The sequence below is a fragment of the Photorhabdus sp. CRCIA-P01 genome (assembly GCF_003545805.1).
GTDB classification, from domain to species: Bacteria; Pseudomonadota; Gammaproteobacteria; order Enterobacterales; family Enterobacteriaceae; genus Photorhabdus; species Photorhabdus antumapuensis.
Genome location: NZ_NMQR01000009.1, coordinates 98,293 through 112,587 on the forward strand (window position 1 = coordinate 98,293; position 14,295 = coordinate 112,587).

At 43.1% G+C, this 14,295-nt stretch carries 11 protein-coding genes, 3 tRNA genes and 1 pseudogene; 13 read left to right on the forward strand and 2 right to left on the reverse strand.

Going from position 1 to position 14,295, the window contains the following annotated elements; translation table 11 throughout:
• Positions 1-32 precede the first annotated feature (32 nt).
• From pal to D3222_RS25010, 5 genes are all read left to right on the forward strand, one after another.
• Complete coding sequence (pal, locus tag D3222_RS08315; RefSeq protein WP_118985737.1) at positions 33-533, forward strand: peptidoglycan-associated lipoprotein Pal; 501 nt, start codon at positions 33-35, stop codon at positions 531-533.
• 9 nt (positions 534-542) lie between these two features.
• Positions 543-1,310 carry a cell division protein CpoB gene (gene cpoB / locus D3222_RS08320; RefSeq protein WP_118985738.1) on the forward strand — a complete coding sequence of 256 codons (768 nt, stop codon included), beginning with the start codon at positions 543-545 and terminating at the stop codon, positions 1,308-1,310.
• A gap of 147 nt (positions 1,311-1,457) precedes the next feature.
• A tRNA-Lys gene (locus D3222_RS08325) sits at positions 1,458-1,533 on the forward strand.
• Between the two features lie 35 nt (positions 1,534-1,568).
• A tRNA-Lys gene (locus tag D3222_RS08330) sits at positions 1,569-1,644 on the forward strand.
• Positions 1,645-1,679: 35 nt separating this feature from the next.
• Positions 1,680-1,819, forward strand: a tRNA-Lys gene (locus D3222_RS25010).
• A gap of 223 nt (positions 1,820-2,042) precedes the next feature.
• On the opposite strand, the pseudogene hmpA reads toward D3222_RS25010, so the two are convergent.
• Positions 2,043-3,236 (reverse strand): annotated as a pseudogene (hmpA, locus tag D3222_RS08340) (NO-inducible flavohemoprotein); the annotation flags it as partial.
• Between the two features lie 367 nt (positions 3,237-3,603).
• Here hmpA and glyA point away from each other — a divergent pair.
• From glyA to treC, 5 genes are all read left to right on the forward strand, one after another.
• Positions 3,604-4,857, forward strand: a complete 1,254-nt coding sequence (glyA, locus tag D3222_RS08345; protein ID WP_118985740.1) for a serine hydroxymethyltransferase — start codon at positions 3,604-3,606, stop codon at positions 4,855-4,857.
• A 316-nt stretch (positions 4,858-5,173) separates the two neighbouring features.
• Entirely contained in the window at positions 5,174-6,319 is a 1,146-nt protein-coding gene (locus tag D3222_RS08350; protein ID WP_118985741.1) for a 3-phenylpropionate MFS transporter, read from the forward strand.
• A 72-nt stretch (positions 6,320-6,391) separates the two neighbouring features.
• Positions 6,392-7,339 carry a trehalose operon repressor TreR gene (gene treR, locus D3222_RS08355; protein ID WP_118985742.1) on the forward strand — a complete coding sequence of 316 codons (948 nt, stop codon included), beginning with the start codon at positions 6,392-6,394 and terminating at the stop codon, positions 7,337-7,339.
• A gap of 148 nt (positions 7,340-7,487) precedes the next feature.
• Entirely contained in the window at positions 7,488-8,909 is a 1,422-nt protein-coding gene (gene treB, locus D3222_RS08360; protein ID WP_118985743.1) for a PTS trehalose transporter subunit IIBC, read from the forward strand.
• Between the two features lie 84 nt (positions 8,910-8,993).
• On the forward strand, positions 8,994-10,655 hold the full coding sequence (gene treC, locus D3222_RS08365) for an alpha,alpha-phosphotrehalase (protein ID WP_118985744.1): 1,662 nt from the start codon (positions 8,994-8,996) through the stop codon (positions 10,653-10,655).
• 127 nt (positions 10,656-10,782) lie between these two features.
• Here the strand turns inward: treC and suhB are convergent, their stop codons facing one another.
• Entirely contained in the window at positions 10,783-11,586 is an 804-nt protein-coding gene (suhB, locus tag D3222_RS08370; RefSeq protein WP_118985745.1) for an inositol-1-monophosphatase, read from the reverse strand.
• Between the two features lie 133 nt (positions 11,587-11,719).
• Here suhB and trmJ point away from each other — a divergent pair, with 133 nt between their 5' ends.
• The 3 genes from trmJ (at position 11,720) to D3222_RS08385 (ending at position 14,290) form a co-directional block, all read left to right on the forward strand.
• The gene (gene trmJ / locus D3222_RS08375) at positions 11,720-12,445 is read left to right on the forward strand and encodes a tRNA (cytosine(32)/uridine(32)-2'-O)-methyltransferase TrmJ (RefSeq protein ID WP_118985746.1); all 726 of its coding nucleotides are present in this window, start codon (positions 11,720-11,722) and stop codon (positions 12,443-12,445) included.
• A gap of 86 nt (positions 12,446-12,531) precedes the next feature.
• The gene (gene iscR, locus D3222_RS08380) at positions 12,532-13,026 is read left to right on the forward strand and encodes a Fe-S cluster assembly transcriptional regulator IscR (protein WP_118985747.1); all 495 of its coding nucleotides are present in this window, start codon (positions 12,532-12,534) and stop codon (positions 13,024-13,026) included.
• Positions 13,027-13,075: 49 nt separating this feature from the next.
• Positions 13,076-14,290: an IscS subfamily cysteine desulfurase gene (locus D3222_RS08385; RefSeq protein WP_118985748.1), complete on the forward strand. Its 1,215-nt coding sequence runs from the start codon at positions 13,076-13,078 to the stop codon at positions 14,288-14,290.
• Positions 14,291-14,295 lie beyond the last annotated feature (5 nt).

Consider the following 14,295-nt stretch of genomic DNA (forward strand, 5'->3'; position numbering starts at 1 on the left):
TATGTATGGCAAATTTTAAAAGGATCAAAGAGATGCAACTGAACAAAGTGCTAAAAGGGCTGATGTTAGCTTTACCCGTTATGGCCGTAGCAGCGTGTAGTTCTAACAAGAATGCTGATAACGATCAGACTGGTGTAGGCACTGTTAATGAAACTAATGCGGGTCTATCAGCAGAGGAATTAGCTCGTCAGCAAATGCAAGAGCTACAAAACAATAACATCGTATATTTTGGTTTTGACAAATACGACATCAACTCAGATTTTACTCAGCTGTTAGACGCTCACGCAGCATTCCTGCGCAGCAACCCATCTTACAAAGTTGTTGTGGAAGGTCATGCTGACGAACGTGGTACTCCTGAGTACAACATCGCATTAGGTGAACGCCGTGCTAATGCAGTGAAAATGTACCTGCAAGGCAAAGGTGTTTCCGGTGAGCAAATCTCTATCGTCTCTTACGGTAAAGAGAAACCAGCTGTACTGGGTCACGACGAAACAGCCTATGCTAAAAACCGTCGCGCAGTATTGGCATACTAAGAGTAGTTCATGAACAGTAACTTCAGACATCATTTTTTGGGTCTGTCGTTATTGGTTGGCGTAGCGGTTCCTTGGGCCGCTATTGCCCAAGCGCCAATCAGTAATGTCGGATCGGGTTCCACCGATGAGCGCCTTACCCAATTAGAGCGTATTTCCAATGCTCACAGTCAGCTATTAACTCAGCTCCAGCAACAACTAGCTGATTCTCAACGTGATATTGACATGCTTCGAGGGCAGATTCAGGAAAACCAATATCAGCTCAATCAGATTATAGAACGGCAGAAGGATATTTATCAGCAACTGGAAGGGGCTACCAGTTCTGAGGGGAGTAAACCTACTGCAAATACCCCTTCTTCAACGGCAAATAATAGTGGCAATCAAACATTATCATCTGTCGGCATGGGTAGTGAGAAAGGTGATTATGACGCGGCTGTTCATTTGGCAGTGAATACCAAAGAGTATGATAAAGCGATTGTGGCCTTTCAGAATTTCGTGAAGAGTTACCCAAAATCGAGTTACATGCCTAATGCTAATTACTGGTTAGGGCAACTTCATTATAACAAGGGTAAGAAAGACGAAGCCGCTTATTACTTTGCTACGGTAGTAAAAGAGTATCCTAAGTCGCAGAAGAGTGGTGAATCGCTTTATAAAGTTGGTTTAATTATGCAAGACAAGGGACAAAAGGATAAAGCGAGATCGGTTTATCAACAGGTCATGAAACAATACCCTGGTTCGAATGCAGCTAAACTGGCGGAGAAAAAGCTTTCTACGCTGTAATTATTGGCCCCGGAAGGGCGTAGTAATACATTTTCGGGGTTAATCGAGTGCTTAGTAAGCATTTAAACGTAATTTTTAAAAATAATTATTGCGTGGCGCGGAGAAATCAGTAATATATGCCGCCGTTGCCGAGATAAGTCACAAGATGGGTCGTTAGCTCAGTCGGTAGAGCAGTTGACTTTTAATCAATTGGTCGCAGGTTCGAATCCTGCACGACCCACCATCTTGAAGCTTCATTCAAAACAAATCCCCCTAGATGGGTCGTTAGCTCAGTCGGTAGAGTAGTTGACTTTTAATCAATTGGTCGCAGGTTCGAATCCTGCACGACCCACCATCTTAAAGCTTCATTCAAAACCAATTCCTCCAGATGGATCGTTAGCTCAGTCGGTAGAGCCGTTGATTTTTAATCAATTGATTGCAGGTTCGAGCCGAGCGAAGCGAGACAACAGCGCGTGAGCGCTGGCCCGAAGGGCGAGGCCGTGGGCCGAGTCATCCTGCACGACCCACCATCTTAAAGCTTCATTCAAAACCAACGAATATACATTACGGAATAAACAGGTTTTCCCTGATCGCCTAAGTGTCGGCTGGATGCTTTTGAAATCAATGGAGCTGACGTCCAATAGGACGGGCTCCATGATAAACAAACGCCATAAAGTCTCTAAGATAGTTTCTGTTCAGTTCACTTTATTGGCTATTATCACCGTATAGCGTTTTTAATATTAAGTTGAAAATTTAAATCACTTTATGTGGACCAAAACATTCATAGTGAATAAATTGTTTATCAATTCCCATATCCAATAACTGTTTCGCTACATATTGCATAAAGGGGACTGGGCCACAGAAATAGAAATGCATTCCTTCTGTTTTCAACGCCTCATTCAGAACCGTCAGATCCATAAAACCTTTGTGTTGATAATGAATACCTTGTTGATCTTTATCTTTTGGTTCACGATACCAAATTGTGCTAGCAAAATTCGGCATTGCCTGCGCAATCGCTGCGACTTCATTGCTAAACGCGTGATGGCCGCCGTGTTCCGCCGCATGTAACCAATTAATCTGGCTATTATGGTTTTGCTGGTGGAGGTGATGCAACATGCTCATCATGGGAGTCAGGCCAACCCCCGCTGAAATCAGAGTAACCGGCGTGTCTGGCTTAATATCGAGGAAAAAATCGCCGCGCGGGGCGGCCAGCCAAACGGTATCACCTTGTTGCAGCTTATCGTGCATATGGTTGGAAACGATTCCTTGTGGTTCACGTTTAATCGCAATCCGGTAGCTGGAGCCGTTTGGTGCTGCCGTCAGTGAATATTGGCGAATTTCTCGGTTAGCAAAACTATCATCTTGCAGATAGATACTGAGATACTGACCAGGTTTGTAATCCATCACTTTCCCGCCATCTTGTGGTACAAATTCAAAGCTGCAAATGACATCACTTTTTAGCTCTTTCCGGCTGATACGGAATGGACGCAAACCACGCCAGCCGCCGTCTGTTGATTCACCACTATGATAGATTTGCTCTTCACGATTGATAAAAACATCAGCGAGCACACCATAAGCTTTTCCCCAAGCGTCCAGAATTTCATTTCCCGGCTGGAACATTTCATCCAACGTTGCCAACAGGTGAGTACCGACAATCTGATAGTGCTCTGGTTGAATATTCAGACTAGCGTGTTTATGCGCGATTTTTTCCACTGCGGGTAGTAGTACCTCTAAGTTATCAATATTGGCTGCATAGGCGCAGATCGCATTGAACAAGGCTTCACGCTGATCACCATTAAGTTGATGGCTCATATTAAAGGTGTTTTTCAACTCAGGATTATGTTTAAACATCCGCTCATAGAAATGTGCTGTCAGTTTTGGACCAGTAGCAGAAAGTAGTGGAATAGTTGATTTGACAGTTGCAATAGTTTGGCTATCCAGCATGGTGAAACTCCTGAATTTCTTTCAAGTGGGTAACGAAAGTTATAACATGTAATTTAAATGAAACTTATACTCTTTTGGAGACTTTGTAAATATAGCGTGTGGTCTTTATGGCGAAAAAAATATTCATAAAAGATATTTACACTAAGGAAATGGCTACTTTAGGTCATAAATTCCGACAAAAGAGGAAAAATGCAGCGTAATTTTCATTACACTATTTAGAACCGATACCTTGCTTGTAATGGATATGCAATCGTTTGCGTAAAATATTTTGTCAAGACTATCTCATTCGGTGAAAAGGGTTTACACTGTGTGCCATTCGGCCCTTTGGGGGTGTTGTTTGAAGAGAAGTTAGCTGAGTCAGGAGAACCCAATGTTAAAGCGTGAAATGAATATTGCTAATTATGATCCCGAACTATGGCAGGCGATGGAGCAAGAAGTTGTTCGTCAGGAAGAACATATCGAGTTAATTGCTTCTGAAAACTATACCAGCCCAAGAGTTATGCAGGCACAGGGCTCTCAACTCACTAACAAATATGCTGAAGGTTATCCGGGTAAACGCTACTACGGTGGTTGTGAATATGTAGATGTTGTTGAACAGCTAGCTATTGATCGTGCTAAGGCACTGTTTGGTGCTGATTATGCCAACGTTCAGCCACACTCTGGTTCTCAGGCGAATGCGGCCGTTTATATGGCTTTGCTGCAACCGGGCGATACGGTGCTGGGGATGAATTTGGCACATGGCGGCCATTTGACTCACGGCTCTCCGGTTAACTTTTCTGGTAAGTTATACAACGTTGTACCTTATGGTATCGATGAAAGCGGTAAAATCGATTATGACGATATCGCGGTACAAGCTCAAAAACACCAGCCAAAAATGATTATCGGCGGTTTCTCGGCTTATTCTGGTGTGGTTGATTGGGCAAAGATGCGTGAAATTGCAGACAGCATTGGTGCTTATCTGTTCGTTGATATGGCACACGTTGCTGGCCTAATCGCTGCGGGGGTATACCCTAACCCGGTTCCTCATGCTCACATCGTCACTACCACGACGCATAAAACACTGGCGGGTCCACGTGGTGGTTTGATCCTGGCGAAAGGTGGCGACGAAGAGTTGTATAAAAAACTGAACTCTTCTGTATTCCCTGGTTGTCAGGGTGGTCCTTTGATGCATGTTATTGCAGGCAAAGCGGTGGCATTGAAAGAAGCAATGGAACCAGAATTCAAAGCGTATCAACATCAGGTTGCTGATAACGCAAAAGCCATGGTTGAAGTGTTTTTGGCACGTGGTTACAAAGTAGTTTCTGGCGGTACAGAGAACCACCTGTTCCTGTTGGATCTGGTTGATAAAGACATCACCGGTAAAGATGCCGATGCTGCGTTGGGCCGAGCCAACATTACGGTAAATAAAAATAGCGTGCCTAATGATCCGAAAAGCCCATTTGTCACTTCTGGTGTGCGTGTTGGTACGCCGGCGATTACCCGCCGTGGCTTTAAACAAGCAGAAGCGCGTGAATTGGCTGGCTGGATGTGCGATGTATTGGACAACATCAATGATGAAGCGACCATTGAAACAACTAAGCAGAAAGTTCTGGCTATTTGCGCAAAATATCCGGTTTACGCATAAATTAAAATTTCAATAATTCATTATATACCCAATGGATTTCAAGATGCATCGCGACGGCAAGGGAGCGAATCCCCGGGAGCATAGGGAACTATGTGACCGGGGTGAGTGAGTGCAGCCAACAAAGAGGCAACTTGAAAGATGACGGGTATAAAACCTGCTCCGGCTAACATTGTTTGCTTAAGTGAGAAATTGAAGAGTGATGTGTGGATTTTTCCTGAGAAATATCCATTTCAAGATAACTCTCAATATCTTAATTGCTTGAGTTAACTAAGTTAGTTAAGGGCGGGTTTTTTGCATTTTTTACCAGGGAGGACTAATGGTTATTCGATCGACGCGCTGGCTGGCGTTAGATTATTTCACGTATTTCTTTTCTTACGGGATATTTTTGCCTTTCTGGGCAGTCTGGCTCCAGGGTGAGGGAATAAAACCCGATATGATGGGGATTTTATTGGGTGCGGGCTTGGTTTCCCGTTTCTTGGGGAGTTTATTAATCACGCCTACCGTTAAAGATCCCGCAAAACTTATTTTTGCGTTGCGCATATCGGCATTACTAACCTTTATTTTCGTTGTTGCCTTTACATTAGGAAATCATTGGGCGTGGCTCCTGTTCGTCATGATTGGCTTCAACCTATTTTTTTCGCCGATGATGCCATTGAGTGATGCGCTGGCAGGAACATGGCAGAAACAATTTCCCTTTGATTACGGTAAAATACGCGTCTGGGGTTCAATTGCCTTTATTATCAGTTCAGCATTAACCGGGGAATTAATTTCTGTCTGGGGACATCGTGCCATCCTCATCACGATATTGTTTAGCGTCTTCTCTACGTTGTTGGTGACATTACTTAGGCCCTCTATCATGCCTGTTGGTGAAACCAAATCTACCAAAATGGATGTTGTGTCATTTAAACAGTTGTTGTCTGAAAAATCGGTACGTCGATTCCTATTATGTGTGGCTTTATTGCAGGGAGCCCACGCGGGATATTACAGCTTCAGTGCGATTTACTGGGAAAAGGCAGGTTATTCCGCCTCGGTAGTCGGTTATCTCTGGTCATTGGGCGTAGTGGCTGAAGTGATTATTTTTACTTTGAGTAATAAATTATTTCGGCGCTGGAGTGCCCGTAATCTTCTGTTGCTTTCTGGTATATGTGGTGTTGTTCGTTGGGGATTGATGGGAACATTCACTTCATTACCGGTGTTGATTATCGTTCAAATCTTGCATTGTGGTACGTTCACTGTCTGCCATTTGGCAGCGATGCGTTTTATCGGTGCGAGAAAGGAAGGGGAAATTGTGCGTTTGCAAGCGGCCTATTCCGCACTGGCAATGGGGGGCGGTATCGCTGTCATGACGGTAATTGCCGGATTTATGTATGATTATCTTCACAGTGGAATTTTCTGGATGATGGCCTTAGTTGCTTTTCCTGCTATCTTCTTGCGACCACAGGTTAAAGCTCATAATTATTAACAATATAAATTTAGTTTCTTACAATATTTTTGTAAGAAACTAAAGACCTCAATAATATTTTTATGAGATATTATGTCGAATAAATTAACAATAAAAGATATCGCCCGCTTGGCTAATGTCGGTAAATCAACAGTCTCGCGGGTATTAAACAATGAAAATAGTGTAAGCCCACAAGTACGTCAAAGAGTTGAAGCGATTATCCAACAAAATAATTTTATTCCGTCTAAATCAGCAAGAGCGATGCGAGTAAAGAGTGACAAAATCATTGCCTTAATTGTGTCACGTCTGGGATCTTTTTCAGAGAATTTATCGATAAGTACCATGTTACCCCTGTTTTACCAGCGTGGTTACGACCCCATTATTATGGAAAGCAATTTTGATCCACAGCTTTTACAGGAACATCTACGTCAGTTGGCATTACGTCATGCAGATGGCATTATTTTGTTCGGTTTTACTGGATTGTCAGAAGAGTCCCTTTTCCCTTGGCGGGACAAAATAGTGGTATTTGCCCGTGAATATACGGGTTTTTCTTCTGTATGTTATGACGATATTGGTGCTGTCCGTTTATTGATGAATGAATTCTATCGGCGGGGGCACAGAGATATTAGTTTTCTTGGCGTAGATGATTGTGATACCACGACAGGTTTTCTGCGCCATCAATCCTATCTAGCTTGTTGTGAACAGCAAGATTTGCGCCCACTTTCTGTTCAATGTGATTTAAGCTATCAGAGTGGGTTTCAGCATGTTAATAAGGTATTGAGAGAGAAAACAACAGCTTTAATCTGTGCAACCGATAGTTTGGCGTTAGGTGCATATAAATATTTGCAGCAAAATAATCGGGAAGATATACAAATAGGTAGCATTGGTAATACGCCTTTATTGAATTTTTTATACCCTAACACGCTTTCTATTGATTTGGGTTATAGTGAGGCAGGTAAATATGCGGCTGGTCAATTAATTGCTCAAATAAATCGCCAATACCCCAAACAACAAGTAATCATTCCGAGTAAGTTGGCTTAAAAATAAGAAATATTTCCGTCTCAATGTGATCTTCAACCCACTTTTGGGAACGTTCCCATGACAAGCATAACCAAATGATATTAGGATGAAATTAGTTTACTAAGCATGCTAATTAGTAATTGATACTAACTTATGATGACTGGCTATTATGAAAAATAAAATAAATTCTAAAGATATAGAAAAACTAATTACATTAATCGGTGGTTGTGAAAATATAGCCAGTGTAACTCATTGCATTACCCGATTGAGGTTTATATTAGTTGAACCAGTTAAAGCCAAACCGGATGAGATAAAGAATTTACCGATGGTTAAAGGCTGTTTTACCAATGCAGGGCAATTCCAGGTAGTGATAGGTACCAATGTTGGTGATTATTATCAGGTTTTAAATCGTTATCTTGGTCAATCTGAATTGAATAAAAAAGATAAACAACAGGTTGAGAAAAAAAATATGAAATGGCAAGAGCGTTTCATTTCTAAGTTTGCGGAAATATTTTTTCCTCTCTTACCGGCATTAATTAGCGGCGGGCTTATTCTAGGTTTCCGTAACATTATTGGTGATATTCCTTTTAGTGAAGGTAAAACCTTAGCTCAAATATATCCTATTTGGAAAACAATATATGATTTTTTATGGCTACTAGGAGAAGCAATATTCTTCTATCTGCCAGTGGGTATTTGTTGGTCGGCGGTTAGGATGATGGGTGGAACACCGATATTAGGCATTATATTGGGAATAACACTGGTCTCTCCGCAATTAATGAGCGCTTATCTCTTAGGGCAACAAATTCCTGATATATGGAATTTTGGCCTGTTCACGATTGGAAAAGTGGGTTATCAGGCGCAGGTTATTCCGTCACTTTTGGCGGGTATTACTTTGGGGTGGATTGAAGTTCAGTTAAAACGGGTGGTTCCTAGTTATCTCTATTTAGTGATTGTTCCGGTAGTCTCGTTAATATTGGCAACCTTTTTAGCACATAGCCTTATTGGGCCATTTGGTCGGTTACTTGGTGATGGGGTAGCTTGGGTTGTTAAAGCGTTGATGACCGGAAGTTTTGCTCCTATTGGCGCTGCTTTATTTGGATTCTTTTACGCGCCGTTGGTGATTACCGGTATACATCAGACCACATTAGCCATAGATATGCAGATGGTTCAAAGTATAGGTGGAACACCGATCTGGCCTATTATTGCATTATCTAATATTGCTCAGGGATCGGCGGTTGTTGGTATTATTTTAGTCAGTAAGAAGCATAATGAACGTGAATTATCCGTGCCTGCGGCTATCTCCGCCTATTTAGGCGTCACTGAGCCGGCAATGTACGGTATTAACATTAAATATCGATTCCCTATGTTCTGTGCCATGATTGGTTCCGGTTTAGCTGGGTTGATTTGTGGGTTGAGTGGTGTATTGGCAAACGGTATTGGTGTGGGTGGTCTGCCAGGTATTCTTTCGATTAAACCGCAATTTTGGCTAATTTACGCATTAGCTATGCTTGTCGCCATCATTGTTCCGTTGATTCTCACGACCGTTGTTTATCGAAAGAAGAATATGACTGGTATGCTAGCTGTTGAATAATGTTGTTAAATCTTCACAAATGACAGATATAAAAATAACCATTTGGTTATTCAATTCAGGAAATATATTGATAAGGTGTTTTTGATGGACAAAATCATTCCATGGTGGTTACAAGGTGTCATCTATCAGATATATCCTAAGAGTTTCCAGGATACTACGGGTAGCGGAACAGGCGATCTTAATGGCATTACTTATCGGCTTGATTATTTGAAGAAACTGGGCGTGGATGCTATTTGGGTGACGCCTTTTTACTGCTCACCACAGGTAGATAACGGTTATGATGTCGCTGATTATTATGCGATTGACCCGGCTTACGGCTCAAAGGATGATTTTAAGCGTTTGGTTGATGAGGCACATCAACGTGATATCCGTGTTATCGTGGATATTGTTTTCAACCATACCTCGACTCAACATCCTTGGTTTAAACAAGCGCAGGATATTGATAGTCCTTATCGGCAATATTACATTTGGCGAGATGGGGTACCGGGGACACCTCCCAATAATTGGGTGTCGAAATTTGGCGGTAATGCTTGGGCGTGGCATGAAGCAAGCAAACAGTATTATTTGCACCTGTTTGCTGTTGAACAGGCCGATCTAAACTGGGAACATGAGCCAGTACGGGCTGAAATGAAAAAGATTTGTGAATTCTGGGCTGGCCTTGGTGTTGATGGCTTCCGTCTGGATGTCATTAACTTGGTTTCTAAGCAGCAAGATTTTCCTGAATCAACTCAGGGGGATGGGCGTCAGTTCTACACCGATGGCCCGCGTATTCATGAATTTCTGCAAGAAATGAACAGAGAAGTATTCCAGCCTGCCGGTGTGATGACGGTCGGGGAAATGTCTTCTACTTCACTGGAACATTGTCAGCGTTATTCTTCATTGGATGGCGAAGAGTTGTCGATGGTTTTTGCTTTTCATCACTTAAAAGTCGATTACCCCAATGGTGAAAAATGGGTTGCAGCGCCGCCCGATTTTATTGAATTGAAGAAAATTTTTGCCAAGTGGCAACAAGGCATGCACGAGCGGGCATGGAATGCGCTGTTCTGGTGTAATCACGATCAACCCCGTATTGTTTCACGCTTTGGCGGTGAAGGTGCTTGGCGGGTGCCGTCCGCTAAAATGTTGGCAATGGTACTGCATGGTATGCAGGGAACCCCTTATATCTATCAAGGGGAAGAGCTGGGAATGACTAACCCTCGCTTTTCTCACATTGAAGCGTACCGGGATATAGAAAGTTTAAATATTTATCAAGAGAAGATTGAGCAGGGTAATAATAAACAGCAAATCTTATCGGTCCTGGCGAAGAAATCTCGTGATAATGGGCGAACTCCAATGCAGTGGGATACGACGGCTAATGCAGGGTTTACTCAAGGGGAGCCGTGGATAGCGCTGAATAGTGATTATCAGGATGTGAATGCTGAAAACGCTATGCAGGATGATGATTCAGTTTTTCATTGTTATGCACGCTTAATCAAGCTGCGTAAGGAATATCCTGTATTGACTTATGGCAGCTATGAAGACTTATTACCGTCTCATCCTTCTCTTTGGTGCTATGTGCGTCGTTGGGAAAATCAGACGTTGTTGGTTATTGCCAATCTCAGTGTTGAAGTGCGGGAATGGTCGCTGGACGCTTCTTTATCCGATTGCTCATGGGTTAAATTGATGGGGAACTATTCTGAAAACCATTTACCTGCAAAAGATATGCAGCTACAGCCTTATGAAGCCGTTTACTGGTTAGCGGAGTAACAATTTATTGGTTAACGAAGTAACAATGGTCTTTGTTGTTAAATGAATTGTAGGAGCGGAGGGTAGACCGCATTTTTGCAGTCTACCTGATTACCGTCTTGCCATTCTTATTTAAAATTAACTGGAATTAACGTTTCAACGCTTCTGATAATTCATCACGCATTTCAGCCAGAATATCTTTAACAACGCGTGGATTACCTGCAACAATGTTGCCAGAATGAATATAATTATGACCGCCAACGAAATCAGTTACGATACCGCCAGATTCACGAACTAACAGTTCGCCACCCATGAAATCCCACGGTTTTAGGCCAATTTCAAAGAAACCATCTACCCGGCCAGCCGCAACATAAGCCAGATCCAGAGCAGCCGAACCTGTACGACGGAAATCAGCACAACTAACAAATAATTTACTCAAAATATTAATAAAAACAGTGGAATGATGTTTTGCTTTGAATGGGAAACCTGTTGCCAGAATAGTACCATCCAGATCACGGGCATTGGTGCCACGCAGACGGTAGCCATTTAACTGTGCCCCTTGACCACGGGTTGAGGTGAAAAGCTCATTACGCATTGGATCATAAACAACCGCAACTTCAGTACGGCCTTTAATGCGTACTGCAATAGAAACGGCGAAGTGAGGGAGGCGTTTGATAAAGTTAGTCGTGCCATCCAGTGGATCGATTACCCATTGAATATCAGTATCTTCTCCTAACAACTCGCCACTCTCTTCGGTAATAATCGAGTGTTTGGGATAAGATTTGCGAATAACGTCGATAATGAGCGCTTCCGCGGCTTTGTCAACGTTGGTAACAAAGTCGTTATTGCCTTTTTGGCTAGCTTCAACCGCATCGGGAGTTTCATAATTTTTGGCAATTAGGTTGCCGGCTTTACGCGCTGCGCGTATGGCGATAGTCAGCATTGGATGCATGGGATATCTTCCACCAGGATGTTAAAGAACGGGTAATTAATCGGCGCATAGTATAGCAGTAATTCGGAAAAATGACTAATGCTGTGTTAAGATATTTGGCTCTTATAACCATCCAGACTATTCAGAAGTTGTCATGTTAGAAAATATCCGCATTATCCTGGTTGAAACTTCCCACACCGGAAATATGGGGTCAACCGCCCGGGCAATGAAAACCATGGGATTAACCAATCTTTATCTAGTTAATCCTTTGGTTCAGCCAGACTCTCATGCGATTGCACTTTCTGCGGGTGCTAGCGATGTTATTGGTAATGCGACGATTGTCGATAGTTTGGATAAAGCGCTGGCGGGTTGCGGTTTGGTGATTGGTACCAGCGCCCGTTCAAGAACGTTATCATGGCCGGTGGTCGAACCTCGTGAATGTGGTGAGCGTAGTGTTCAGGAGGCTGCACATGCGCCAGTTGCCATTGTTTTTGGCCGTGAGCGGGTAGGGTTGATCAATGAAGAATTGCAGAAGTGCCATTATCATCTGAATATTCCAACTAATCCGGAGTACGGTTCATTAAATCTGGCAATGGCGGTTCAGCTTGTCAGTTATGAAATCCGTATGGCCTATTTGGCGCGTCAGGATAAAACCGAGCAAAAAAACGATGAAGTGGAATATCCATTAGCTGATGATATGGAACGCTTTTATCATCATTTTGAACGTGTATTAAATGATTCAGGTTTTATTCGAAAAGCGCACCCAGGCCAAATAATGAATAGATTAAGGCGGCTTTTTACCCGTGCCCGGCCTGAGATGCAGGAACTGAATATTCTGCGTGGCATCCTGTCCTCCGTTGAAAAATGGGCGAAGAAATAGTTGAGTAAATTACTAGGTTAAATAGTTGACTAAAATACTCAGGAATGACACAATTTATTCATATTTCACCACGGGGTAATTCATTTATGAGATTGACATCTAAAGGGCGTTATGCGGTAACTGCCATGCTTGATGTGGCGTTACACTCACAAGAAGGTCCGGTACCATTGGCCGACATTTCTGAACGTCAGGGTATTTCCCTCTCCTATCTTGAACAGTTATTTTCTCGCTTGCGCAAAAATGGTCTGGTTTCAAGTGTCCGTGGTCCGGGTGGCGGTTACTTGTTGGGTAAAGATGCCAGTGAAATTGTTGTTGCCGAAGTGATTTTCGCAGTTGATGAATCAGTAGATGCTACCCGTTGTCAGGGTAGAGAAGGGTGTCAGAGCGGTGATCGCTGTCTGACTCATGCTTTATGGCGCGATTTAAGTGATCGTATTACCGGTTTCCTGAGCGGTATCAGTTTAGAAGAATTAGTCAATAACCAAGAAGTATTGGACGTTGCTGGTCGCCAGGATAACGATAAACGCCGTGCACCTAACGGCAGAGCACAAGAAACAATTAATGTCAATCTGCGCCCATAAGCAGAACTTGTGATGAATTGAAGTATTAGAAGTAGGGAGTATGTGAGCAATGAAATTACCAATTTATTTAGATTACTCAGCAACGACACCGGTTGATCCGCGTGTTGCTGAAAAGATGATGAACTATCTGACCAGGGACGGGATATTTGGTAACCCCGCTTCTCGTTCACATCGTTTTGGCTGGCAGGCTGAAGAAGCGGTTGATATTGCCCGTAATCAGATTGCTGATTTAGTGGGTGCGGATCCGCGTGAAATTGTTTTTACTTCTGGCGCAACGGAATCTGACAACCTTGCCATTAAAGGGGCGGCTAATTTTTACCAGAAAAAGGGCAAGCACATCATCACCAGCAAAACCGAGCATAAAGCGGTGCTGGATACTTGCCGTCAATTGGAACGTGAAGGATTTGAAGTCACTTATTTGGCACCTCAGAGCAACGGGTTGATTGATTTAAATGATCTGGAAGCCGCGGTGCGTGATGACACTATTCTGATTTCTATCATGCATGTTAACAATGAAATTGGTGTGGTACAGGATATTGCCGCTATCGGCGAAATGTGTCGCGGTCGCGGTATCGTTTTCCATGTTGATGCTACTCAGAGCGTAGGCAAGCTGCCAATTGACTTAACCAAATTGAAAGTCGATCTGATGTCTTTCTCGGCCCATAAGATTTATGGGCCGATGGGGATTGGCGCGCTGTACGTTCGCCGTAAACCACGCATTCGTATTGAGGCACAACAACATGGTGGCGGTCATGAACGTGGAATGCGTTCTGGTACTTTGCCTGTTCATCAGATTGTGGGTATGGGTGAAGCTTACCGTATTGCCAAGCAGGAAATGGAGAGTGAATCTCAGCGTCTGCGTGGTCTGCGGTTGCGCCTGTGGCAGGGTATCAAAGATATCGAAGAGGTCTTCCTTAACGGAGATTTAGAGCACGGTGCGCCGCATATTCTGAATGTCAGCTTCAACTATGTTGAAGGTGAATCACTGATGATGTCATTAAAAGATCTGGCGGTTTCTTCGGGTTCCGCATGTACTTCCGCCAGCTTGGAGCCTTCCTACGTATTGCGTGCGTTGGGGATGAATGACGAACTGGCTCACAGCTCTATCCGTTTCTCTTTAGGGCGCTTTACGACAGAAGAAGAGATCGACTATGCCATTGAACTGATTCACAAATCTATTGGCCGCCTGCGTGAACTTTCTCCACTGTGGGAAATGTTTAGACAAGGTGTGGATCTAAATAGTATCGAATGGTCTCATCATTAATCAGA